The sequence below is a fragment of the Variovorax sp. S12S4 genome (genome assembly GCF_023195515.1).
In the GTDB taxonomy this organism is placed as follows: Bacteria; Pseudomonadota; Gammaproteobacteria; order Burkholderiales; family Burkholderiaceae_C; genus Variovorax.
In genome coordinates this window covers 1856046-1880238 of the sequence record NZ_JALPKR020000002.1, presented here as the reverse complement: position 1 = coordinate 1880238, position 24193 = coordinate 1856046, and the positions used below count along the sequence as shown (strand labels likewise).

General features: G+C 65.7%; 16 protein-coding genes, 2 pseudogenes and 1 riboswitch. Of the genes and pseudogenes, 11 read left to right on the top strand and 7 right to left on the bottom strand.

Annotation, left to right across the window (positions count from 1 at the left end):
- The first annotated feature begins 298 nt into the window (after window positions 1-298).
- From M0765_RS09510 to M0765_RS09500, 3 genes and pseudogenes are all read left to right on the top strand, one after another.
- On the top strand, window positions 299-1072 hold the full coding sequence (locus M0765_RS09510; protein ID WP_258503341.1) for a ferredoxin--NADP reductase: 774 nt from the start codon (window positions 299-301) through the stop codon (window positions 1070-1072).
- 19 nt (window positions 1073-1091) lie between these two features.
- Window positions 1092-1673 (top strand): annotated as a pseudogene (locus M0765_RS09505) (TetR family transcriptional regulator); the annotation flags it as partial.
- A 132-nt stretch (window positions 1674-1805) separates the two neighbouring features.
- Entirely contained in the window at window positions 1806-3005 is a 1200-nt protein-coding gene (locus tag M0765_RS09500) for an amidohydrolase family protein (protein WP_258503340.1), read from the top strand.
- Window positions 3006-3127: 122 nt separating this feature from the next.
- On the opposite strand, the gene M0765_RS09495 is transcribed toward M0765_RS09500, so the two are convergent.
- The 5 genes from M0765_RS09495 to M0765_RS09475 all read right to left on the bottom strand — a co-directional run bounded on the left by M0765_RS09495 (window position 3128) and on the right by M0765_RS09475 (window position 9738).
- Entirely contained in the window at window positions 3128-3517 is a 390-nt protein-coding gene (locus M0765_RS09495; RefSeq protein ID WP_258503339.1) for a GtrA family protein, read from the bottom strand.
- The gene (locus tag M0765_RS09490) at window positions 3514-4488 is read right to left on the bottom strand and encodes a glycosyltransferase family 2 protein (RefSeq protein ID WP_258503338.1); all 975 of its coding nucleotides are present in this window, start codon (window positions 4486-4488) and stop codon (window positions 3514-3516) included. Before M0765_RS09490 ends, M0765_RS09495 begins: the two co-directional genes overlap by 4 nt.
- Entirely contained in the window at window positions 4485-6302 is a 1818-nt protein-coding gene (locus M0765_RS09485) for an ArnT family glycosyltransferase (RefSeq protein WP_446751594.1), read from the bottom strand. The genes M0765_RS09490 and M0765_RS09485 overlap by 4 nt, the downstream gene beginning before the upstream one ends.
- A 52-nt stretch (window positions 6303-6354) precedes the next feature.
- Window positions 6355-9069, bottom strand: coding sequence for a methionine synthase (metH, locus tag M0765_RS09480; protein WP_446751593.1), 2715 nt, complete (start codon window positions 9067-9069; stop codon window positions 6355-6357).
- A 59-nt stretch (window positions 9070-9128) separates the two neighbouring features.
- Window positions 9129-9234: riboswitch (S-adenosyl-L-homocysteine riboswitch) on the bottom strand.
- A gap of 48 nt (window positions 9235-9282) precedes the next feature.
- Window positions 9283-9738 (bottom strand): PACE efflux transporter, encoded by a 456-nt coding sequence (locus M0765_RS09475; protein WP_258503335.1) that lies wholly within the window; start codon window positions 9736-9738, stop codon window positions 9283-9285.
- A gap of 104 nt (window positions 9739-9842) precedes the next feature.
- On the opposite strand from M0765_RS09475, the gene M0765_RS09470 reads away from it, so the two are divergent.
- The 8 genes and pseudogenes from M0765_RS09470 to icmH all read left to right on the top strand — a co-directional run bounded on the left by M0765_RS09470 (window position 9843) and on the right by icmH (window position 21667).
- A complete protein-coding gene (locus tag M0765_RS09470) occupies window positions 9843-10760 on the top strand; it encodes a LysR family transcriptional regulator (protein WP_126746682.1) in 918 nt (305 codons plus the stop codon).
- A 248-nt stretch (window positions 10761-11008) separates the two neighbouring features.
- Window positions 11009-13597, top strand: a complete 2589-nt coding sequence (locus M0765_RS09465) for a type VI secretion system Vgr family protein (RefSeq protein ID WP_258503334.1) — start codon at window positions 11009-11011, stop codon at window positions 13595-13597.
- Window positions 13594-14655, top strand: coding sequence for a DUF4123 domain-containing protein (locus M0765_RS09460; protein WP_258503332.1), 1062 nt, complete (start codon window positions 13594-13596; stop codon window positions 14653-14655). Before M0765_RS09465 ends, M0765_RS09460 begins: the two co-directional genes overlap by 4 nt.
- Before the next feature lie 7 nt (window positions 14656-14662).
- A pseudogene (locus tag M0765_RS09450) lies at window positions 14663-17445 on the top strand (T6SS effector BTH_I2691 family protein).
- A 9-nt stretch (window positions 17446-17454) separates the two neighbouring features.
- A complete protein-coding gene (locus M0765_RS09445) occupies window positions 17455-18564 on the top strand; it encodes an MFS transporter (RefSeq protein WP_258503329.1) in 1110 nt (369 codons plus the stop codon).
- A 71-nt stretch (window positions 18565-18635) separates the two neighbouring features.
- Complete coding sequence (locus M0765_RS09440; RefSeq protein WP_258503328.1) at window positions 18636-19727, top strand: MFS transporter; 1092 nt, start codon at window positions 18636-18638, stop codon at window positions 19725-19727.
- A 71-nt stretch (window positions 19728-19798) separates the two neighbouring features.
- Window positions 19799-20878, top strand: coding sequence for an MFS transporter (locus M0765_RS09435; RefSeq protein WP_258503327.1), 1080 nt, complete (start codon window positions 19799-19801; stop codon window positions 20876-20878).
- Window positions 20879-20905: 27 nt separating this feature from the next.
- Window positions 20906-21667 (top strand): type IVB secretion system protein IcmH/DotU, encoded by a 762-nt coding sequence (icmH, locus tag M0765_RS09430; protein WP_258503325.1) that lies wholly within the window; start codon window positions 20906-20908, stop codon window positions 21665-21667.
- Window positions 21668-22094: 427 nt separating this feature from the next.
- Here icmH and M0765_RS09425 read toward each other — a convergent pair whose 3' ends face one another.
- Together M0765_RS09425 and M0765_RS09420 are read right to left on the bottom strand one after the other, a co-directional pair.
- A complete protein-coding gene (locus M0765_RS09425) occupies window positions 22095-23033 on the bottom strand; it encodes an SH3 domain-containing protein (protein ID WP_258503323.1) in 939 nt (312 codons plus the stop codon).
- An 84-nt stretch (window positions 23034-23117) separates the two neighbouring features.
- Window positions 23118-24167, bottom strand: a complete 1050-nt coding sequence (locus M0765_RS09420) for a homocysteine S-methyltransferase family protein (protein ID WP_258503322.1) — start codon at window positions 24165-24167, stop codon at window positions 23118-23120.
- Window positions 24168-24193 lie beyond the last annotated feature (26 nt).

The following is a 24193-nucleotide window of genomic DNA, read 5'->3' as shown; positions in this document are numbered from 1 at the left end:
CAGTGTGTGTGGGGCAATCCGGTGTGGCGGGGTTTGCAACAAACGTGCCGTCTGCCCGCTTGTGCCCCGTCTGCCGTTTGTGTAGCATTCCCTACACTTTCATGTTGCGTTCACTACATTCGCGGTCAATGTAGCAAACAGGCCCGATGCTTGCAATGGTGTTTTCTCGCGGTGTTCATCGGGGTTTTTCCGACCAACGACAATGGAGGGTTCGGAGCCGGCCGACGGCTAGCGCCCCAAAGGCGTGCATTTCGGCTCAGCCACCTTCCCCAGTTACCAACCAACTCTTGAGTTCCGTATGAGTGCATTCAGCGAAGAACGCGTCCTGAGCGTCCACCACTGGACCGACCGCCTGTTCACCTTCACCACCACGCGCGACCCGGCGCTGCGTTTCTCGAACGGCCATTTCACGATGATCGGCCTGAAGGTGAACAACAAGCCCCTGCTGCGCGCGTACAGCATCGTGAGCCCGAACTACGAGGAGCATCTCGAGTTCCTGAGCATCAAGGTGGAAGAAGGCCCGCTCACCTCGAAGCTGCAGCACATCCAGGTGGGCGACACCATCATCGTGGGCCGCAAGCCCACCGGCACGCTGCTCATCGACTACACGCTGCCGGGCAAGCGCCTGTACCTGTTCGGCACGGGCACGGGGCTCGCACCGTTCATGAGCATCATCCGCGACCCGGACACCTACGAGAAGTTCGAGCAGGTCATCCTGGTGCACGGCGTGCGCCAGGTCGACGAGCTGGCCTATCACGACCTCGTGACCGACCACCTGCCCAAGCATGAGTTCCTCGGCGAAATGGTGGAGAAGCAGCTGCTCTACTACCCCACGGTCACGCGCGAGGAGTTCCGCAACCAGGGCCGCATCACCGACCTGATCTCGAGCAACAAGCTCACCGACGACCTCGGCCTGCCTCCCATCAACCCCGCGGAGGACCGCGTAATGCTGTGCGGCAGCCCCGGCCTCCTGGTCGACCTGAAGCACATCCTCGAGGCACGCGGCTTCAAGGAAGGCAACACTTCGACCCCAGGCGACTTCGTGGTCGAGCGCGCGTTCGCTGAAAAATAAGCCAAGCCTCACGCGCACAATGGCCGACAGCCGCTCCGCCAGCACCAAGCCCCAGCGCCGCACCGGCGTGCGCGAGGCGGCGGCGCAGGCCACGCGCGACAGCATCCTGAAGGCGGCGACCAAGGTGTTCGCCAAGTACGGCTACGACGGCGGCAGCGTCGAGAAGATCTCGAAGGCGGCCAAGTCGTACGACCGGATGATCTACTACTACTTCGGCAGCAAGGAAGGCCTCTTCATTGCGGTGCTCGAAGGCATCTACCAGCGCATGGACGACGCCGAGGCCGCGATTGCGCTCGACGCCTCGCGGCCCGTGGAGGCGCTGACCGAAGTCATTCGCTTCGTGCTGGGCTACTACCGCAAGAACCCCGAGTTCGTGACGCTGCTGAACACCGAGAACCTGCACAAGGGCCGGCACATTTCCAAGTCGCTCAGGGCGCGCGAATACTCGTCGCGGGCGGTGGCAATCATTGCCGAGATACTGGCCAGCGGCGCGGCGCAGGGGCTGTTCCGCAAAGACCTGATTGCGCGCGACATCTACCTGCTGATTGCATCAACCGGCTACTTCTACACCTCCAACCGGCACACGCTCACCGCGTTTCTGGGCGAGCCGCTGGAGTCGGCCGAGGCGATCACGCACTGGGAAGACTTCGTGATCGAGACCCTGCTGCGCACCGTGCGCGCGGACGATCCAGGCGCAAGACAACAACCCACCCCACGACCAGGACCACACGAAATGGCAGAAATCGCAGCCGGCGGCAAGTCGGGCAAAGTCGTCATAAAGAACATCGGGCTCTTGCTCTCGGGCGACATCGACAAGCCCATCCTCGACGCGGACACCATCGTGGTGAACGACGGCCTGATCGTTGCGGTGGGCAAGGAGAAAGACTGCGACCTCGAAGGCGCGAAGACCGTCATCGACGCGAAGAAGACCTGCGTGGCGCCCGGCCTGATCGACAGCCACGTGCACCCGGTGTTCGGCGACTGGACGCCGCGCCAGGGGCAGATCGGCTGGATCGACTCCACCATGAACGGCGGCGTGACCACCATGATTTCGGCCGGCGAGGTGCACCTGCCGGGCCGCCCGAAAGACATCGTGGGCCTGAAGGCGCTGGCCATCACGGCGCAGCGCGCGTTCGACAACTTCCGTCCCGGCGGCGTGAAGGTGCTGGCAGGAGCGCCCGTCATCGAGAAAGGCATGGTCGAGAGCGACTTCAAGGAGCTTGCCGAAGCGGGCGTGGGCCTGCTCGGCGAAGTGGGGCTGGGCTCGGTCAAGGCGGGCTACGAGGCCAAGGAGATGGTGGCCTGGGCGCGCAAGTACGGCATCCAGAGCACCATCCACACGGGCGGCCCGTCCATTCCGGGCTCGGGCCTGATCGACAAGGACGTGGTGCTCGAGGCCGACGCCGACATCATCGGCCACATCAACGGCGGCCACACCTCATTGCCCGAGGCGCATGTGTGCGAACTGTGCGAGAAAAGCTCGCGCGCCATCGAGATCGTGCACAACGGCAACGAGAAGGTGGCCATTGCGGCGGCCAAGGCGGCGCTCGAACTCAAGTGCCCGCACCGCGTGATCCTGGGCACCGACGGGCCGGCCGGCTCGGGCGTGCAGCCGCTGGGCATTCTGCGGATGGTGGCCATGCTCTCGTCCATTGCCAACATTCCGGCCGAGCTGGTGTTCTGCTTTGCCACGGGCAACACGGCGCGCATCCGCAAGCTCAACTGCGGGCTCATCGAAGTGGGCCGCGATGCCGACTTCGTCTTCATGGACCGCGCGCAGCATTCGCCCGCGCCCGGCCTGCTGGAGAGCGTGCAGCTCGGCGACATTCCGGGCGTGGGCATGGTGATGATCGACGGCATCGTGCGCTGCGGCCGCAGCCGCAACACGCCGCCCGCGACCGAGATTCCGGTCGTCGTCTCCGGCGCGCACTGAACAACGCTCTCTTGCTCCTTCCCCCTCTGGGGGAAGGTCGGGATGGGGGCAGGCAGAGCGCCCGATGGATGCGCCGCGAGCCCCCACCCCTGCCCTCCCCAGAGGGGGAGGCAGCAACACCTCTACTTCGCGCGAAACACCAGATAGCGCGCGGACAGGAAGTTCACCACCAGCCCCGCGCAGCTGCCCAGCGCCACGCCGGCAGCCGGTGCCCAAGGGCCGGTGAACCAATGCAGCACAAGCACATACGCCCCATAGTTGACGACCGCACCGCCCAGCATCGTCACGAGGTAGCCGAGGTACTCGCGCAGCACGGAGGCACCGGGGTTCCGCCCGCTGAAGGTATAGCGGCGGTTCAGCGCCCACGTGGCGGTGGCAGCCGCAAGAAACGACACCACCCGCGCCCCGTACCAACCCAGCAGCGGCGCCGCAAGGTACAGCACGGTCACGTCGACCACGAAGCCGATCGCCCCCACCACGGCGAACGACAGGAACTCCCGGCCGAGCTTCATCTGGGTGCGCAGTGGCGCACGCCCGGTGTGGCAAGGTAGCGCAGGCGCTTGGCCTCGCGGCGGCCGAGCCGGATGGCGTGCATCACCACGCCGCAAACCATCGACAGCATGGCGGCCAGCATGGCGCCGGTGGCCAGCACCGCCGTGGGGAGCCGCGGCACCAGGCCGGTGTGCATGTAGGTGAGCAGCAGCGGAAAGGCCAGCGCGATGGCGCCCGCCGCCAGCAACGCCGCGATAATCGAGAAGAACTGCAGCGGCCGCTCGCTGATGAACAGCTTGCAGATGGTCTTCAGGATGCGCCAGCCGTCGCGGTAGGTCGAGAGCTTGCTGTGCGAGCCTTCGGGTCGTGTGCTGTAGGCGGTGTCGAGCTCGGCATAGGGCATGCGCAGCTCCAGCGCGTGCACCGTGAGCTCGGTCTCGATCTCGAAGCCGTGCGAAAGCGCCGGAAACGACTTGGCGTAGCGGCGCGAGAACACGCGGTAGCCCGAGAGCATGTCGGTCAGGCCGCCGCCGAAGAGCTGCGCCACGGCCCCGGTGAGCAGCCGGTTGCCGAAGCGGTGACCGGCGCGGTAGGTGAGCGCGTTCTGCCCGTCGTCCACGCGGCAGCCCACCACCATGTCGAGGTTGCCCGCCACCAGCGCATCCACCAGCCGGCGTGCGCTGGCCACGTCGTAGGTGGCGTCTCCGTCGACGGTCACGTACACGTCGGCCTCGACATCGGCAAACATGCGCCGCACCACATTGCCCTTGCCCGGCGCGGCCACGTGCGTCACGAATGCGCCGCTCGCACGCGCGATGGCGGCCGTGTCGTCGGTCGAGTTGTTGTCGAAGACGTGGATCTCGGCCTCGGGCAGCGCCGCCTGGAACTGCGCGACCACCTGCGCGATGGACAGCGCCTCGTTGTAGCAGGGGATCACCGCCGCAATGCGCATTGGCGCGCGGGCTGCCGCGGATTGGTCGAGATCGGTCATGGTGCGGGAGGAAGAATACGGTAGACCCGGCTGCCGTCTTTCTCGTACTGCAGGGTGAAATATTTGTCGAAGTCGGTTCGGCCGCTGAACACCGGCACCACCGAATTCGGAAGAACGACTGCCACGAAACCCAGGCCGCCGAGCTTGCCCGCCAGGTCCTTGCCGGACAGGCGGCCGAAGTCGGTGTAGCGCCACGGACCGAGGGTATCGCCCCAGATGGGGTTGGGGCCGTAGTAGATCGCCTCGTTCAGGTTGATCTGGTAGACGCGGCCGGTGGCGGTGCGGCGCAGGTAGTCCATCACCGCATAGCCCGGCACGTGCTGGCGCAGGAAGGCCTCGCGCTGCTCCTGGGTGGGCGAAATCATCGCGACCTTGCCCGCAGTCTGGCGCACGGACACCGCGGCCAGCACGGCCAACAGCAGCACAGCCACCCAGTCGCCGACAAGGCCCGCGCGGCCCGAAGGAGCCCCCTCGACGGGGTTGACGACGGGGTTGGCGATTTGCCCGGCCTTGGGGCCGAACACGCGGCGCAAACCCGTGGCAATCCAGCCGAACAGCACCTGCCAGCCGATCGCCGCCGTGAACGCGAGCAACGGAAACGAGGCCGTGAGGTAGCGCGGATAGCGCGAGGTCACCAGCCACACCGCCACGGAGTAGAAGCAGAACCAGCCCGCGGCGCGCACCGCGGCGGAGCGCTTCCACATGGCGCTGAAGGGCAGCAGCACCACGGACCAGATCAGCACGTTCGGCCGCGCGGCGTGGTCGCGCACGTCGGCCAGCTGCTGCACATAGTCGGCCGGAATCCAGTCGGTAAAGCCGAACACGCGCGCCCCGATCGGGTTGAACGGGTCGCCGGTCATGATGGCGTTGCGCGCATACCAGTACACGCACGGAATCAGAAAGCAAAGCAGCGCGAGCGCCCAGGCCTTGGGCCGGCGCTCATGCCACACGACGAACAGCGCCACCAGCGGCAGAAAGGTGAGCGCCTGGTACTTGGAGCCCGCGGCCACGCCAAGGCAGAACGCCGCCACGCCGAGCCACCGCATGCCGCTTTGCACCGGCTGCGATTCGCGCCACCACCACAGCGCCACGCACGCGCTCAGCACGAAGAGCGCCACGCCCATGTCGATGAGCGCATTCGAATAGTCGCCAATGCCGAGCCAGATGGCCGCGCCGACGCAGGCGGTGAGCCGGTTGGCATGCTGCATGCCAAGGCGGAAGACCATCACCACCGACAGCGCACCGGCCAGCGCATTGAGGAAGTGCGGCAGCACGTCGGTGCCCACCTGCAGCGCGGCTGCATAGAGCAGGTTGTAGTTGTACGGAAACCAGGGGTAGCGCAGCCACTCGTGGATGCCCAATACGCCCTGCTCCGCCACCTGCCGCGCATAGGGCAGGTGGTACATCAGCTCGTCGAAGGCGGCGGGCGGTGCGAGCGGCGCAACCAGCGCGGGCAGTGCCACCAGCGCCAATGCCATCGCGGCGATCTTGTCGGCGCGGGTCCACGCCGCGGCGGGTGCGGTGCCGGCCCGAAGCGTGCGCAGTTCGCGCAGCCAGGGGCGCAGCTGCAAGGCAGCTGCGAGCACGCCGGCGGCAATCAGCGCGACGGTGGCGCCCACCTTGAAGGCACCGAAGATGGCCAGCGCCTGGAAGCCGCAGATGAAGATGCCCACGCCCAGGGCCGCGGCCATCGAGGCTTCGAGCCAGGCGTCCCGACGCGTCGGCGGCGCAAGGCGCGCCAGCACTGCGCGCCCAAAGCCCCAGCAGCCGACGACAAAGACGGCCAGCGCCGCGTAGTGCGCGGCAGCAAATATCAACTTCTGAATAACAACTCCCGGCGCCGGTCGGCCATGCCGGCCGGCAGGTTCAAAGGTTCGGCGCCAGCAGGCGCTCGAGATCGGATTCGCTTTCCTTGCGCCGTGCGGCCTGGTCCTGCAGCTGGTCGTGCCCGATCTTGCCGACGTTGAAGTACGTCGAGTCGGGGTGGCTCAGGTAGAAACCACTGACGCTGGCGGCGGGCATCATAGCGAGGCTTTCCGTCAGGGTCATGCCAATGTCCGCGCAGTTCAGAAGGTCGAACATCGGGCGCTTCACGCTGTGGTCGGGGCAGGCCGGGTAGCCCGGCGCGGGGCGAATGCCGCGGTATTTCTCCGCGATCATGTCTTCATTGCTCAGGCCCTCGTCGGGCGCATAGCCCCAGAGGTCGGTGCGCACGCGGTGGTGCAGCGCCTCCGCAAAGGCCTCGGCCAGCCGGTCGGCCAGCGCCTTCAGCATGATGGCGGAGTAGTCGTCGAGGTCGTCGATGAAATACTTTTCTTTCTTTTCGACACCCAGGCCCGCGGTCACCGCGAACACGCCCACGTAGTCCTTCAGGCCGCTGTCTTTCGGCGCGACGAAGTCGGCCAGGCAGCGGCTCGGCCGGGTGACGCCGTCGATTACCTGCTTCTCGGTCTGCTGGCGCATGCCGTACCAGGTCATGGCAACTTCGCTGCGCGTCTCGTCGGTGTAGAGCTCGATGTCGTCGTCGTTCACCGTGTTGGCGGGCCAGAAGCCGACCACGCCGCTTGCGCTGAGCCAGCGGCCCTCGATCAGGCGCTTGAGCATGCGCTGGCCGTCGGCGTACACGCGCACGGCCTCGGTGCCCACGATCTCGTCTTTCAGGATGGCCGGGAACGGGCCGGCCAGGTCCCAGGTCTGGAAGAAGGGGCCCCAGTCGATGTACTTCGCGAGTTCGGTGAGGTCGAAGTTCTTGAACACGCGCCGGCCGATGAACTTGGGCACGGGCGGCGTGTAGTGGGTCCAGTCGACGGGCGTCTTGTTCGCGCGTGCCTTGGCCAGCGGCCACATCGGCACCTGCTTCTTGTTGGCGTGCTGCGTGCGCACCTTCTCGTAGTCGGCGTTGATCTCGTCGATGTACGCGGTGGCCTGGTCGCTCAAGAGGCTCTGCGCCACGCTCACGCTGCGCGAGGCATCGGGCACGTAGACCACCGGGCCTTCATAGTGCGGCGCAATTTTTACGGCCGTGTGCACGCGGCTGGTGGTGGCGCCGCCGATGAGCAGCGGAATCTTCTTGATGCGGAAGTGGTCGTCCTTCTGCATCTCGCCGGCCACGTACTGCATTTCTTCCAGGCTGGGCGTGATGAGGCCCGAGAGGCCGACGATGTCCGCGCCCTCGACCTTGGCCTTGGCCAGAATCTCGTGGCACGGGACCATCACGCCCATGTTCACCACCTCGAAGTTGTTGCACTGAAGCACCACGGTCACGATGTTCTTGCCGATGTCGTGCACGTCGCCCTTCACCGTGGCAATGATGATCTTGCCCTTGGTGCGCACGTCGCGGCCCGCGGCCTCGTCCTGGCGCTTTTCTTCCTCGATGTAGGGAATGAGGTGGGCCACGGCCGACTTCATCACGCGCGCCGACTTCACCACCTGCGGCAGGAACATCTTGCCCTGGCCGAACAGGTCGCCCACGATGTTCATGCCGTCCATGAGCGGCCCTTCGATCACGTGCAGCGGGCGCCCGCCCTTGGCGAGGATCTGCTGGTAGGCCTCTTCGGTGTCTTCGACGATGAAGTCGGTAATGCCGTGCACCATGGCGTGCGAGAGCCGCTGGTTTACGTGCACCGGGTTCTCTGGCGTGCCGCGCCACTCGAGCTTCTTGCTGTCGTCCTTGGCGCCGCTCTTGGCGGTTTCGGCCACTTCGACGAGCCGTTCCCCCGCATCGGGCCGCCGGTTGAGCACCACGTCTTCCACGCGCTCGCGCAAGGTCGGCTCCAGGTCGTCGTACACGCCCACCATGCCGGCGTTGACGATGCCCATGTCCATGCCCGCCTTGATGGCGTGGTACAGGAACACCGTGTGAATCGCTTCGCGCACCGGGTCGTTCCCGCGAAAGCTGAAGCTCACGTTGCTCACGCCGCCCGACACCTTGGCGCCCGGCAGGTTCGCCTTGATCCAGCGCACCGCGTTGATGAAGTCGACCGCGTAGTTGTCGTGCTCCTCGATGCCGGTGGCAATCGCGAAGATGTTGGGGTCGAAGATGATGTCCTCGGGCGGAAAGCCCACCTCGTCCACCAGGATGCGGTAGGCCCGCTCGCAGATCTCGATCTTGCGTTCGTAAGTGTCGGCCTGGCCCTTCTCGTCGAAAGCCATCACCACCGCGGCGGCGCCGTAGCGCTTCACCAGCTTGGCCTCTTGCTTGAACTTGTCGACCCCCTCCTTCATGGAGATGGAGTTGACGATGCCCTTGCCCTGGATGCAGCGCAGGCCCGCCTCGATCACTTCCCACTTGGAGCTGTCGACCATCACCGGCACGCGCGCGATGTCGGGCTCGCTCGCAATCAGGTTCAAGAAGCGGACCATCGCAGCCTTGCTGTCGAGCATGGCCTCGTCCATGTTGATGTCGATCACCTGGGCGCCGTTCTCGACCTGCTGCCGCGCAACGGCCAGGGCATCTTCGAACTGGCCGTTCAGGATCATCCGCGCGAAAGCCTTGGAGCCGGTGACGTTGGTGCGCTCGCCGATGTTGACGAACAGCGACCCCGAATCGATGGCGACCGGTTCGAGGCCGGACAACTTCATCGGGGGAACGGAGGGCGCGGGAACATCGCTCATGGGGGCTCACCTGTGCAGGAAAAAACGTCAGGTGAGCGTCGTTTGCGGCTTGCGCCCCGGCCAACGGGGCGCCTTCCAAGCCTGACGGCGGGCCGGTTGACTTGGGCCGCCGCTGCAACGCTCCTTGGAAGGGAGCGCAATTTTACCGGCTGCGGCAAGGGCCACGGCCTTGGGGGATGTTCAGGCCCCTTGCCCGGCCGCGGCGGCTGTGCTGACGGGCGCGGCCGAGGCCGGCAAGCCGAACACCCGGTCGAAGGCCCAGTTGAAGACGAAGGTGTAGACCAGGAAGAAGACCACCAGCCCCAGGTCCATCACCAGCGCCTGCCAGAGCGACACGCCCAGGCCCCAGGCAAAGAGCGGCACCAGGAAGGCGATCAGCCCGCCCTCGAAGCCGATGGCATGCGCAATGCGCCGGCGCACGCTGCGCCCGCGCACCGCCTGGCGCGACTCCCAGCGCTCGAACAGGGCGTTGAAAGCCAGGTTCCAGATCACCGCGATGACCGAGGCGGCTACCGCCAGCACGCCGGAATGGCCTAACCCGGCATCCGTCATCAGCGCCAGGCCGGCACTGGCGGCCACGATGGCGATTCCCTCGTATAGAGTGATGTAGACGACGCGGCGCTGAAACCCCTGCATGAACGTTTCCTCTGGCAAATGAAGGTGATGACTGGACTTTATTTGCCTTGTGCTGATATAAAAAGTTAAGTTATTTCAATTTAATTGATAGATCGGAGCGGCTGATGGCCTTTTCCAGCGACACCGTCGAAGTCTTCCTGTCCGTGATCGACCACGGCTCTTTTTCGGCGGCGGCGCGCGCGCTGCACAAGGTGCCTTCTGCCGTGAGCATGGCCATTGCCAACCTGGAGGCCGAGCTCGCGCTGCCACTGTTCGACCGCAGCGGCCGCGAACCTCAACCGACCGCGGCGGCCCGCTCGCTGGAGCCGCAGGCGCGGCTGTTGGCGGCCCAGTTGAAGCAGCTGCAGGTGCAGGCCCTGGCGCTCACGCAGGGGCTCGAAAACCGCCTCACGCTGGCCATTGCGCCCGAGCTGCTGGCCGCGCCATGGAGTGCGCCGCTGGCTGCGCTGGCCGAGGAATATCCGCTGCTGCAGGTCGAGGTGCTGGCTGCTCCGCAGGCGGACGCGCTGGCGCTGCTGCACAGCGGGCGCGCGCAGCTGGCGCTGGTGTTCGAGCGCCCCAGCCTCGATGGCCGCGAAGGCTTTCAGGAAGTGGGCAGCGACACCATGGTGGCCGTGATGGCGCCCCACCATCCCGTGCTGCTTGCGGCCGCCGGCGAGCGCCTGCGCGAAGAACACCTCACCAACACCCGGCAGATCGTGGTGGCCGGGCGCGACCTGGCGACCAGCGACCCGCGCTTCGTGTTCGCGCGCCACGTCTGGCGCACCGACAACGCGCTGGCCGCGCTCAGCCTGATCACCGCCGGGCTCGGCTGGGGCTGGCTCCCGCGCAACTTTGCCAAGCCCCACGTGGCTGCCGGTGCGCTGGTCGAGATTCCTTTTGAAAACCTGAGCAACGGGCTCGACCTGTGGGTCGACGTGGTGTGGTCGCGCGAGCGGCCGCTGGGCCTGGGCGCGCAGCGATTCGTGGCGCTGATTGCGCGCGACCGGCAGGCCGCGGCGGGGATTGCGTCCGCGGGCTAGCTAGCGGAACCGGATAAGCAAGAACGAAACGGAACGGCATCCGCCGCCAGCCTGCGAACTATTTGGCACTTTCAAAGTGAATCTCAGCCGCATTGCGTGCGTCAACGGTTGTTGACATTCCCGCCCGTCGTTCCCTCCCAGAATTCGCGTCCACATAGCCGCCGACCTGCGCGGCCTTCGGCTCGCGAAGGCCGCAACGCTCGGGCCGGACAGCCCCGATCCAAGGGCATCTTCAGGGAGAAACCATCATGTCCGCATTCATCGCGGCTGCGCGAGCGCGCACGCTCGCCATCCGCAGCGCCGCCATTCCCGAGTTCCTGGGCCGCCCCGCGCTCGAACCCGTGCGTCTCTCGGGCCGCGAAGGCCTCAATTCCCTCTTCGAATACGAGCTCCTGCTCAAGACCCCCGACGACCTTAACCTGGGCGCCAGCGGCGCGGCCGATTTCGACCTGGACAGCTTCATCGGCCGCGAGATCAGCTGCACCATCCAGCTGGACGGCATGGGCTCATTTCTTCCCGGCGCCGTCGGCGCCTCCATCGATGCCGTCGGCGCCGGCGAGCGCCAGATCAACGCCCTCATCACCGATGCCTGCCTCTGGGGCGAGGAAGGCCGGCATGTCCAGTACAAGCTCACCCTGCGCCCCTGGCTGCACCTGGCCACCCTCACGACGGATTGCAAGATCTTCCAGAACCAGAGCGTGGTGCAGATCCTGGATGCGCTGCTGGCCGACTACGCCTTCCCCGTGGACAAGCGCCTCATCGGCCTGGACGGTGCCGAGGGCGCGCTCTACCCCACCCGCGACTACCAGACCCAGTACAACGAGAGCGACTTCGAGTTCTTCAGCCGCCTCACCCAGGAGTGGGGCATCAGCTACTTCTTCGAGCACAGCGGCGATAAACATCGCCTCGTGCTCATCGACAACATGGGCGCCTACAAGAAGAACGACAGCGCGGCCTACCAGGAGGTGGAGTACCACGCGCCGGGGTGGAAGACCGATGCCGAATACCTGAGCAGTTTCGTGCCTGCCAGCCGCCTGACCAGCGGCCAGTACACCAGCCGCGACTACGACTACACCCGACCGCGGGCCGACCTCACCATCGGCCGCAGCGAGCCGCGCCCCACCGGCCAGGCCGATGCCGAGGTCTACCAGTGGCATGCCGGTGCCACCGCCAGCCACTACGCCCAGCCCCAGGCCGGCAGCGCCGAGGCCAACGACCCGCAGGCCGAAGGGCGCCAACTGGCGCTCTTGCGCATGCAGGCGCTGCGCACCGCGGGCAGCCGCGCCCAGGCCAGCGGCAACCTGCGCGGCATGGTTCCGGGCTGCACCTTTCGGCTCTTGAAGCATCCGCGCCAGAACGCCAATGCCGAGTACCTGATCCTGGACACCCGGCTTCTGATCGAGGACGTCGCGCAGGACAGCCAGATCCGCGATGCCGCTCCAGGCAGGAAGCAGCATTGGAAGGTGGAGGTCGACTTCACCGCCCATCCGATGGCCGAGCCGCTGCGCCCGGCGCTCACGCAAGTGAAGCCGTTCACGCACGGTCCCCAGACTGCGCTGGTGGTCGGTCCCGAGGGCCAGAACCTCTGGACCGACGAGTTCGGGCGCATCAAGGTGCAGTTCCCGTGGGACCGCATCGGTCAGAAGAACCAGCACAGCACCTGCTGGATCCGGGTCTCCAGTCCGTGGGCGGGCAACCAGCTGGGCGGTGTGCATGTTCCGCGTATCGGCCAGGAGGTGATCGTCGATTACATCGGCGGCGACCCCGACCTGCCCGTGTGCACGGGGCGGGTGCACAACCAGAGCAATCTGCCGCCGTGGGCGCTGCCGGGGCAGTCGGCCCTGAGCGGCTTCAGGAGCCGGGAGCTGACCAGGGAAGGCGGCAATTCCGCGGCGGGGCGCAGCAACCACCTGGTGCTGGACGACACCGAAGCGAAGATCCAGGTGCAGCTCAAGAGCGACCACCAGCACAGCCAGTTGAGCCTGGGGCACATCACGCGCATCGAGGACAACGCGGGGCGCAAGGACCCCAGGGGCCAGGGCTTCGAACTGCGCACCGATGGGCATGGCGTGATGCGTGCGGCCGAGGGCATGTTGATCACCACCGAAGCCCGAATGGATGCCGCAGGACACGCCAAGGACCTGGGCGATGCCATACAGCGGCTCACGCTCGCGCGCGATCTGGTCGAAGGCCAGTCCGACGCCGCGCGCACCAGCCAGGCGCAGGCCAGGGGCGACCAGGATGCCGTCGCCAACTCCCTCAAGCAATTCAACGACACCATCAAAGGCCGCGGCGGCGATCCGCAAGCCGGCCAGTTTCCGGAACTGGCCGACCCGCATCTGGTGCTCGCCAGCCCGAGCGGCATGGCCCTCACCTCGGGCGGCTCGACCCACATTGCCAGTACCGAGCACACGCAAGTCACCAGCTCCAAGCACACCAGCATCAACAGCGGCGGCAGCCTGCTCGCGGTCGCGCTGGAGGCCTTCAAGGTCTACGCCATGCAAAACGGCATGGAGATGATCGCCGCCCAGGCCGACATCGAGATCAAGGCGCTGAAGAACTCCATCAAGATGATGGCCAAGGACAAGATCGAGCTGACGGCCGACTTCATCGACATCATCGCCAAGACACGGCTGACCATCAATGGCGGTGGCAGCTACGAAGAGTATGTCGCCGGCATGATCACCAAGGGCACCGCCGGCCAGTACATCACCCACGCGGCAACCCACAGTTTCGCGCCCGCCGACACCCGCCCGACCAAGCCCTTGAACGGCGACGCCTGCGCCTCCAAGGAGCAGGCGGCCGACAACGGCGCCAACTCGGTGGCGCGTTCATGAACGACAACGCGGACAACGAAGGACAGGGCGCTGCGTTCCGCACATTGGTCGACGCGTTGATTCAGGGCTGGAGCGCCCTGGCCATGCCTGCGGCCCAAGGCGTCGGCGCAGCCAAAGCCGATCCCGTCCCGCAGCGGGCCTACCTGCTGTTCAACCGCTGGGACGGCAACCCATTGGCACAGGAGCTCGCCGCGCAGTTCCCGAAATGGGCGCGCGACCGCTGCGCCGTGCCCGACCGCAATTTCGAGCACCGCGAGGAACACGCCCCGTTCCTGCTCGAACTGCCCGAAGAGATGCTCGGTCCCGTATCCGGCGCCGAAGCCTGGGCCGTGCGCGACTGGCTCGCGCAGGCGCTGGAATCCGCCGCGCAAAAGGTGGGCGAGCGCACCACCCGGCAGGACTTCTGCGGCATCGTCATCAGCCCCGCATCGGCCCAGGCCATCGCCCGCCACTGGGTCGGCCTCGGCGATCAGCGCCCGCCCCACCAGGAGGACAGCGTGCTGTTCCGCTACCAGGACCCGCGCGTGATGCAGCGGGTCTGGCCGGCCCTGAGTCCGCTGCAGCAAAGCCGGTGGCTGGGCCCGGTCACGCACTGGTGGTCGCTCCTGCAGCCCTGGGGGCCGTTCGGCGCGTCGCACGAACCGCTCCAGTGGTTTCATGCCAGAGTGCCCGCCCTGCCGTATGGCGAACCGACAGGCGGCTCACCGCGCGACCTGTTCGACGAGCCGCAGTGGTTTCTCTCGGGCTTCTCGCCCGATGCGCATGCGATCTGGCGCAGCTATGCCGACAACCACATCGCACCCGAGGCCCAGCCCGATCCGGACGGCCTGCTGCAGATGCTGGCGGACGCCGCCCGGCTGGGGCTCAAAGGAGTCAACCTCGAAGACTATGTGTGGGTCACCTGGATGCATGCGCCCAAGGAAGGCGCGCCCCGCGCGATGGACTGGAGCCGCCCCCATCTGGCGCAAGCCTTGAATCGGATCGAGGCGCAGCTGCGCAGCCAGCCCGACACCCGTTTCTCCAGCCTTTTTGTACAAGCCATCCAGACCCGGACTTGAGAGCGCCATGGCCCACACGACTCCTTGCGAACAATGCGCCCAAACCGGGCTGCCCATTCTTTTCACGCGCTATGCGGCTGCCTACAGCGCGACAAGCGAAGGCAAAGCCGCGCTCGATGCGCTCAAGCCCGGCGGCACGCTCAAAGCCGAACCCGGTGGCGTGAGCCTGAAAACCGCCAGATACAACCTGCGCATGCTGCGCGCCGGCTATTTGTACCTGCGGCTGGAATCCGAGTACCGGACGCCCGAATGGCTCGCCTTTGTCGTGCATCCGCATGGCTACCTCACCAAGATCGATATCAACCACCCGGAGCAGACCACCGGCGAAGCCGCTTGCCGGCCCAACGAATGGGGCGCCAACAGGAGCCTGGTGTGGATCAAGGACGCGGAGAACATCACCAAGCTCCATTTCATGTTTCATCCCGACCCGGTCGATCCCCAGCACCTGAAAACGGTCATCGGCAAGGAGCCCGACAAGTACATGCAGACCTTCAAGGTCTCCGCATGGGTCAAGGGTTCGACCGCGCAGGACGACACCCTGCAGCCCGAGCAGCTCGACGCCAAGGTGCTCGAGTTCAAGGCACTGCCCAACAACGCGCTTCAAACAGCAGCCACCGAACAAGTCTTCGGGCTCATGGGTCGCAGCCCTCAGGAGCGCGGCTGGGGCGACTACAGCGAAGTGCGCGAGGGCCGCCACTTCGCTGGCCAGCACGATGAATCCAGAGACGTCGACGGAACCGTCAGCCGCAGCGACAACCCCGGCTTGTCGGGCGCCATCAGCACCGGCTCCTACGTGGCCCACGTGCGGGGGCTTCCCTACGACCAGGCCCACGGCCCGCGCCTGCGCCAGATGGTCGAGTTCCTGAAAACCAACAAGGGCGCCGTCGTCGCCTGCGACGACCCCTGGGCATCGCCATGGAATTGAGCCTGCACCATCTCACGGCGGCCACCCCCTATGTGGATTGGCTCAAAGCAACCGACGACAAAGGCATCAGCAACCAGTGGAAGCAGGCCGCCAGCGAAAGCGTGCGCACCATGCGCCTGGCACTGGCCCACAAGGCGGTAGAGGCTTATGACGACGCCACAGACCGACTGCGCGACACGAAGGAAGCGCTCTCGGGCAGCTACCCCGGCTCGGACTCCCATCAGCCCGTCAAGCTGCGCCGCGCCGATGGCACGTACGAAGAAGTCTCGATCGCCGAGCTCAACCGGCGCCGCGCGGCTGAGCTGGACACACGCATCGGCGCCCGCGAAAGCGACCGCTCAGTCCTGGGCAGCCAGGCCGCCAGCGCAGACGCGCTGGCGCGCATCGCCGGGTATTGCGACGTGGGCGCCGTCGCCGCCTTCGACGCGCTGCACAAGACCGAACTCGGCAAGCGCGACGAGTTGATGGACAAGCTCGCCATCGACCTGCACGCCTGGCTCAAGGCCGACGCCCTCACCGAGAGGGCGCTGGGGCGCTACAGCGACAAGGCCGGCATCGACTCGGGCGACGGTGCGCGCTGTGCCGGGCAGTTGTGCGCCATCCTGCTGCAGATCGACAGTGCCCCCAAAGGCCGCCAGTGGTACGCCGCGCTCGACCCGTTCACGCCGGGCAGCAAGAACCTCGTGTGGCGCATGCTGAGCCTGAACAACGCCGAAATCAGCACAGAACTGCATGCCGCGCTCGAATTGCTCACCGTCCCGTTGCCGCCGGCCGGCCTTGAAGTGCACAACGCCGAGGAAAATGCCCGCCAGCAAAAGTCCTATGCCACCGTGCTGGCCGCGCTGGGCCAGCTTGGCAAGACCCTCGGCGCGAGCGACAAGATCAACAAGGGCCTGCCCAAAGTGCTCGATTCAGGCCTCAAGCGGCTGGAGCGCTTGCAGGCCGGCGGCGAACTGGCCAAGGTGGTCTACGACAGCCCGCACGCCGTGCTCGGCGCTGCTGCAATGGCGCGCTTCAAGGCCCTGCCCGCCGCCCGCGCCGAAAGCTTCATCGCCAAGGCGCAACTGATGCTGCTGGCCCGTGGGCTGGGCCAGCAGGCCATGGCCTTCACCCGGAACCAGCAAGCCAACGCACTGACGAAAGCGACCGCCAAGCAGGCACGCTACACGCAGCGCCGGATCGAAAAGGCCATCCAGAGCCAGATCGCCGAAACGGCGGGCAAGGACATGCGCCTGCCCAACGTGCTGCTGGGCTTGAACGCCCTCGCCATCCTGCCGGCACTGGCCAATGCCAACACCCGGCGCGACGAGCGCACCACCACCGAACTGATGGGCACGATGGCGGGGCTGGTGGGCAGCATGCGGCAGTGGCGAGCCGATTTGTACGAGAAGGCGCTGTTCAAACAGTTGCCCGATGCGGTCTACAAGACCCACAAGGCGGGCATGACGAAGGCGACGCAGGCCGAGTTGCTGGCGATGAAGGCGGGGGCGGCGCACTTCGTGGTGGCGGGGGCTGTCGTGGGGGTGGCTTGGGATGCGATGGATGCAGTGACCGCAAGTAAAGAGCAAGAGAACTGGCTTTCACGAGCATATATGGCTCGCGCTGCGACTGGCGGTGCCACCATCTTCGGCGCTATCGTTGGTGCCAGTTATCTTGAAGCCCCACTCTGGCTGGTGCGCTTCAACTTCGTGACGGCAATTGCCGCTGGCGCATTGACCATCGCCATCGGCAAGCTCAAGGGCGATGCTTGGGCCAACTGGCTGCAAGCCCAGCCTTTCCATCAGGCCAACAGCGGGAAGATGCCTCACAAGAGCGAAAAAGAGACGATGAGCAAACTGGCCAATGCCTTGGCGGAAATCGAGTAAGAGGCCGGTATGTTCAATTGCGAATCTGGTTTCCTCGCTCATCGCAAGAAGCACGGGCAGCGTGAAGCTGTCGAGTTGATTGCGGACATCAACCACTACACGGAGCTTCAGTCACCCAAGGACAAGCCAAAGAAGAACAAGAAGAAAAAGAACGCTGACTCGCAGCCCGGACTGGACTGGCAGCGCACACTGTTCGATCGCAACGAGCATTTCATCGAACTGTCCAACATGGGGGAGGAGGACAGGTCGTTGATGGTTATGTTGTCGGGATTGTTCTTAGGTCTACTGGGGTTCTCGATTTCCTTTTGGATCTTTATGACGATCGACGAGCCTGTGTTCAGTAAATGGTGGAAGCTATCCATGTTCTTTGGAGCATGCATGACAACAGTCGTGCTCTGGCTCAACTACATGCTCTGGCCCCTCCAATACGCCCCCAACTTCTTCACCCTTCTCCGCGCCCGCTACCGCTTCAACCGAACCACCCGAAAGGTCTACGTGCTGCGCCCGGCCCGCTACGGAGGCAATGTGGTGCTGGACTGGGACCGCGTACAAGCCCATGTGAACTGGTGCGCCCCGCGCGAGATGACGCACGACGACCTGCGCGACCCAGTGGCGCGCCAGGCCCGCCAGGCCCGCCAGGACAACCGCGGCGGCCAATTCGGCATCTGCGGCCTGGTCCTGTACTGGCCACCCTTGGATGCTGCCGACAAAGAGCGCAAGGGCGAAGAAGTCCTGTGGGTCGGCCCCAAACTGGCCGGAGAAAACCTCTGGCAGTACATCCGCACCTTCATGGAAGAAGGCATGGATGCGGTGCCGGAACCCACGGAGTACGAGTGGCTGCGCAAGGGCTTTCATACGGTGGGCCAGCACATCGAGGAAACCGTGCTCGGTCCGTCCCGCGTGCTCGATCGCCTGGGCGGGCGTGCCGGCGAAGGCGAGACGTCCATCCAGACCAGCTTCAACTTCATGCTCAACGCGGTGTGGGCGCCGCTGCACTGTTTGGCCGAACGTCTTTGCTCGTGGCCCACCTTCCCCGAAGAATGGAACAGCGACTGCGGCCAGAAGCGGCGCGAGAGTGGGCTGGGGCCGGAAGAGCCGCTGCGGTGGACGGCCAGATGAAGCTTTACCGCCGAGAAGAGGCGATGAGCAAGCTGGCCGATGCATTGGCGGAAATCGAGTAAAGGGCCGGCATGTTCAATTGCGAATCTGGTTTCCTCGTTCATCGCAAGAAGCACGGGCAGCGTGAAGCAGTTGAGTTGATCGCGGACATCAACCACTACACGAAACTCCAGTCACCCAAAGACAAGCCGAAGAAGGAGAAGAACGGGGACGCGCAGCCCGGGCTGGGCTGGATGCGCACGCTGTTTGATCACAATGAGCATTTCATCGAGCTGTCCAACATGGGGGAGGAGGACAGGTCATTAATGTTCTTGGTGACAGTGATGCTCGCGATTGCTCTGGGATGGACCGCACCTTTTATGGGAGTGGTGTTGGCAGGCACGAAATTGTTCTCGTCAGATTGGTACTTTGGAATCGTTGTAGGGGGAGGAAGTGTTCTTGGATTTGCGGTGCTCCTCTACTTTCTCTGGCCGCAAACATTCGCCCCTACCTACTTCACCTCGCTACGCGCCCGCTACCGCTTCAACCGGACCACCCGCAAGGTCTACGTGCTGCGCCCGGCCCGCTACGGAGGCAACGTGGTGCTGGACTGGGACCGCGTACAAGCCCATGTGAACTGGTGCGCCCCGCGCGAGATGACGCACGACGACCTGCGCGACCCAGTGGCGCGCCAGGCCCGCCAGGACAACCGCGGCGGCCAGTTCGGCATCTGCGGCCTCGTTCTGTACTGGCCGCCTCTCGATCCTGCCGACAAGGAGCGCGCAGGCGAAGAAGTCCTGTGGGTCGGCCCTAAGCTGGCCGGAGAAAACCTCTGGCAGTACATCCGGACCTTCATGGAAGAAGGCATGGATGCGGTGCCCGAACCCACGGAGTACGAGTGGCTGCGCAAGGGCTTTCATTCGGTGGGCCAGCACGTCGAGGAAACCGTGCTTGGGCCATCCCGCGTGCTCGACCGCCTGGGCGGGCGGGCCGGCGAAGGCGGGGCGTCCATCCAGACCAGCTTCAACTTCATGCTCAACGCGGTGTGGGCGCCGCTGCACTGTTTGGCCGAGCGGCTATGTTCGTGGCCCATGTTCCCCGACGAGTGGAACAGCGACTGCGGGCAGAAGCGGCGCGAGAGTGGGCTGGGGCCGGAAGAGCCGCTGCGGTGGACGGCCAGATGAAGCTTTACCGCCGAGAAGAGGCGATGAGCAAGCTGGCCGATGCATTGGCGGAAATCGAGTAAAGGGCCGGCATGTTCAATTGCGAATCTGGTTTCCTCGTTCATCGCAAGAAGCACGGGCAGCGTGAAGCAGTTGAGTTGATCGCGGACATCAACCACTACACGAAACTCCAGTCACCCAAAGACAAGCCGAAGAAGGAGAAGAACGGGGACGCGCAGCCCGGGCTGGGCTGGATGCGCACGCTGTTTGATCACAATGAGCATTTCATCGAGCTGTCCAACATGGGGGAGGAGGACAGGTCATTGATGGTGATGTTGACGGGATTGTTCTTAGGACTTTTGCTATTTTCCGTTTGTGCGGCGATATTTATCTCAAATGGGGCTGGCAGGGATGAATGGATCTCGTATGTGATCTGGATTCTTCCGGCGTGGGCCCTCTGGCCCAACTACATGCTCTGGCCCCTCCAATACGCCCCCAACTTCTTCACCCTTCTCCGCGCCCGCTACCGCTTCAACCGAACCACCCGCAAGGTCTACGTGCTGCGCCCCGCACGCTACGGAGGCAACGTGGTGCTGGACTGGGACCGCGTACAAGCCCATGTGAACTGGTGCGCCCCGCGCGAAATGACTCACGACGACCTGCGCGACCCGGTGGCGCGCCAGGCCCGCCAGGACAACCGCGGCGGCCAATTCGGCATCTGCGGCCTGGTCCTGTACTGGCCACCCTTGGATGCTGCCGACAAAGAGCGCAAGGGCGAAGAAGTCCTGTGGGTCGGCCCCAAGCTGGCCGGAGAAAACCTCTGGCAGTACATCCGCACCTTCATGGAAGAAGGCATGGATGCGGTGCCGGAACCCACGGAGTACGAGTGGCTGCGCAAGGGCTTTCATTCGGTGGGCCAGCACGTCGAGGAAACCGTGCTTGGGCCATCCCGCGTGCTCGACCGCCTGGGCGGGCGGGCCGGCGAAGGCGGGGCGTCCATCCAGACCAGCTTCAACTTCATGCTCAACGCGGTGTGGGCGCCGCTGCACTGTTTGGCCGAGCGGCTATGTTCGTGGCCCATGTTCCCCGACGAGTGGAACAGCGACTGCGGGCAGAAGCGGCGCGAGAGTGGCCTGGGGCCGGAAGAGCCGCTGCGGTGGACGGCCAGATGAACCTGCACAAATAAAAGGGCTGCTTTCATGCCCCTTCTCGAAGAAGTCAAGATTGCGGCCGAGGATCAGGTCGAGCGTGCCGAGCACGAACTGGCGGAGGCGGCCCGGCCGCCAGTTCCACCCGAGCCCATTCTGCAAGGGCCGCAGGAACTCGCGCGCCTGTCACCGCAGCCCGACCGGCTCGAGGCCATGCGGACTGCCGCGTCCCCCTTGTTCGACGCTGCACGCCCTTTGCTCACAGCTCTTGCCGGCATGGCCGCCCGACTGGACGTTGCCCAAGCCGATGCGGTTTACCTTCGGTTGAAGGAAGAAGTCGCGTTGTTCCAATCCGTCTGCAACGACGCTGGGATTCGCTACGAGGTGATTCTGGGCGCCAGCTATTCGCTGTGCACCGCGCTTGATGCCGCCGCCGCTGACGCACGGGTGGTCGGCTCCAACGCGGACGATGTCGAGACCCATCCGGAAGCGACGCGCTCGTTGGCCGTTCACTTTCACGGCGACAGCAACGGAGGCGCCAAGGTGTTTCGGCTCGTCGGATGGCTCGTCAACAAGCCGCACGCCCACCTTGACCTGCTGGAACTGATGCTGGTCATTCTCAGATTGGGGTTCGAAGGCCTCTACCGATACGCAGCCAAAGGCCGGCGCGAATTGGAGAACATGCAGTATCGGCTCCACTCGATGGTGAGCACATGCCGCACAGGCGGCTCCCCGATCTGCTTGCGCACTGGCGAGCGGTCGAACGCTTTATCGACGAGTCTCGCGGCGCCGCAGTTCCTACACAACCGGTGAGCCGGCTACCCCCATGAGCACGTCCCATCGACACCTTGAGAGGCCAAACGAGAAAGATTCATAGCTGCGAAACGGATAGTGAGAGACAGCATTTACAGACTGGAGAGCCGCAACGGATGGGCGGTCCAGCTCAGACGCGGCCAACAAATCTTTCAGAAGAAGTTCAGAGACACGTCGGATGGTGGAACAGCCAAGGCGGCAATGGCGTGGCGCGATGCGGTAGTTGCCGAACATGCGCCCTTCAGCAAGCGAAGCTGCACGAAGGTCGTGCACCCGAACAACACAAGCGGAGTGAGTGGAGCTGTTCTGTGGAAAGGGTCGTCCGGAGGCCCTTATTGGAAAGCGACCACCAAAGCCAATGGACGCGTTGTGGCCCGTGTTTTCTCAATCGGTCTTTATGGGTACAGCGCCGCTTTCGCAATGGCCGTCAGCGCGCGAGCGCGGCAACTTGGACTGCTTGACGACTGAGTTGAGGAGAAGGGCGCCGGCGACGCACCGGCCAACCTAGAGGTGTCGGGCAAGCCGCCGCGGTTTGCGCCCGCGGGCTAGCTAGTCGCGGTGGCCGGCCGTGTCCGCCGCCCTTGCCACCGCCTCCGCCGTGGCCTCCACCCTTGCCGCCGCCGTCGCCTCCGCCTCCGTGGCGACCGCCCCCTCCGCCACCACCGCCCCCGTCACCACGGCCATGCCGGCCACCGCCTCCGCCTCCGCCCGGATGCATTTGCGGTTGGCCGGGCGGCGGTCCGGGTCGGAAGGCCGGCTGCGGCCGCGGCGGCTTGAAGCCGGGGTCCGACGGTGGGCGGAAGTCCGGCCGGGGCTGCGGTGGCCGGTGGCCCTGTGCATGCTGTGGGCGAACGCCCGGCCCCGGCGCGGGCTTGAAGCCCGGGCCCGGCCACGGCTTTGGTTGCCAGGCCGGCCGCACGGGCGGCGGCGGACGCCAGCCGGGCGCCGGCGGAGGCGGCGGCCGGCTGCCCCACCAGCGCCGCTCGCCGTACCAGGGCCGGTCGCGGTAGTAGTTGGACCAGTAGTTGCCGATCACGAAGGTCACGACCGGCACGCCGATCACCGCCGCGTAGGTCGAGAGCGGCACACGCTGCTCCTGGTAGGCGTAGTCGAGGCTGCGGGCCCAGACCCAGCCGCGCCCGCCGTCGGGCAGCACCACGTCGCACCAGCTGTAGCCGCCGGTACAGCCGATCACGTCGAGCGGCTGGCCCGGCGCGAGGCGCGCCACCAGCGGGTAGTCGCCCGAGGGGCCCGCGCGCATGTTGACGGTGCCGCGCGTGAAGGCCTGCTGCGCCGTGGCCACCAGGGGCAGCGCCAAGGCAAGCGCGCCGATGCCGACCCAGCGCATGGAGAGTTTGTTGTTCATGAATAGGCTTCCTTTGCGCCGCCAGCCTAGGCGGCGGCCCGGATGCCGTCAATCAGCCGGGGGCGCGAAGCCCCGGGCGCCTGGTCAGGCCGCTTCGCGGTAGAAGCCGGCGCTGTTGTTCAACAGCCTTCCGGGCACCGGCGCCACGGCCTGGCCGATGGCCGCAATGTGGTCCGGCGTGGTGCCGCAGCAGCCGCCGACGATGTTCACCAGCCCTTCGGCCGCAAACTCGTGCAGCAGCCGCGAGGTGACGTCCGGCGTCTCGTCGAAGCCGGTTTCGCTCATCGGGTTGGGCAGGCCCGCGTTCGGGTAGCAGCTGATGAAGGTGTCGCCCGCCACCTTGGCGAGTTCCTGGATGTAGGGGCGCATCAGCGCCGCACCCAGCGCGCAGTTCAGCCCCACGGCCAGCGGCTGCGCATGGCGCACGCTGTGCCAGAAGGCGGTCACGGTCTGCCCGCTGAGGATGCGGCCCGAGGCGTCGGTCACGGTACCGCTGATGATGAGCGGCAGGCGTTGGCCGCTGTTGTCGAAGTACTCGTCCACCGCGAACAGCGCGGCCTTGGCGTTGAGCGTGTCGAAAATCGTCTCGACCAGGATCACGTCGGCGCCGCCCTCGACCAGCGCCTCGGTCTGCTCGTAGTAGGCCGCGCGCAGCTGCTCGAAGTCGACATTGCGCGCACCCGGGTCGTTCACGTCGGGGCTGATGCTCGCGGTCTTGGGCGTCGGGCCCAGGGCGCCGGCCACGAAGCGGGGCTTGTCGGGCGTGCTGAACTTGTCGCAGGCCGCGCGCGCGAGCTTGGCCGACTCGAGGTTCATTTCGCGCGCCAGGTGCGCCATCTTGTAGTCCTCCTGCGCGATGGTGGTCGCGCCGAAGGTGTTGGTCTCGATGAGGTCGGCGCCCGCCGCAAGGTAGCCCTCGTGAATGTCGCGGATCACGTCGGGCCGCGTCAGCGAGAGCAGCTCATTGTTGCCCTTCACGTCGCGCTCGAAGTCCTTGAAGCGCTCACCGCGGTACTGCTCTTCGGTGAGCTTGAAGCGCTGGATCATCGTGCCCATGGCGCCGTCGAGGATGGCGATGCGCTTTTCGAGGATGCCGGCGAGTGCCTGGCCGCGGGTGTAGACAAGGGGCTTCATAGCCCCTGATTGTAGGAAGCAGAGCC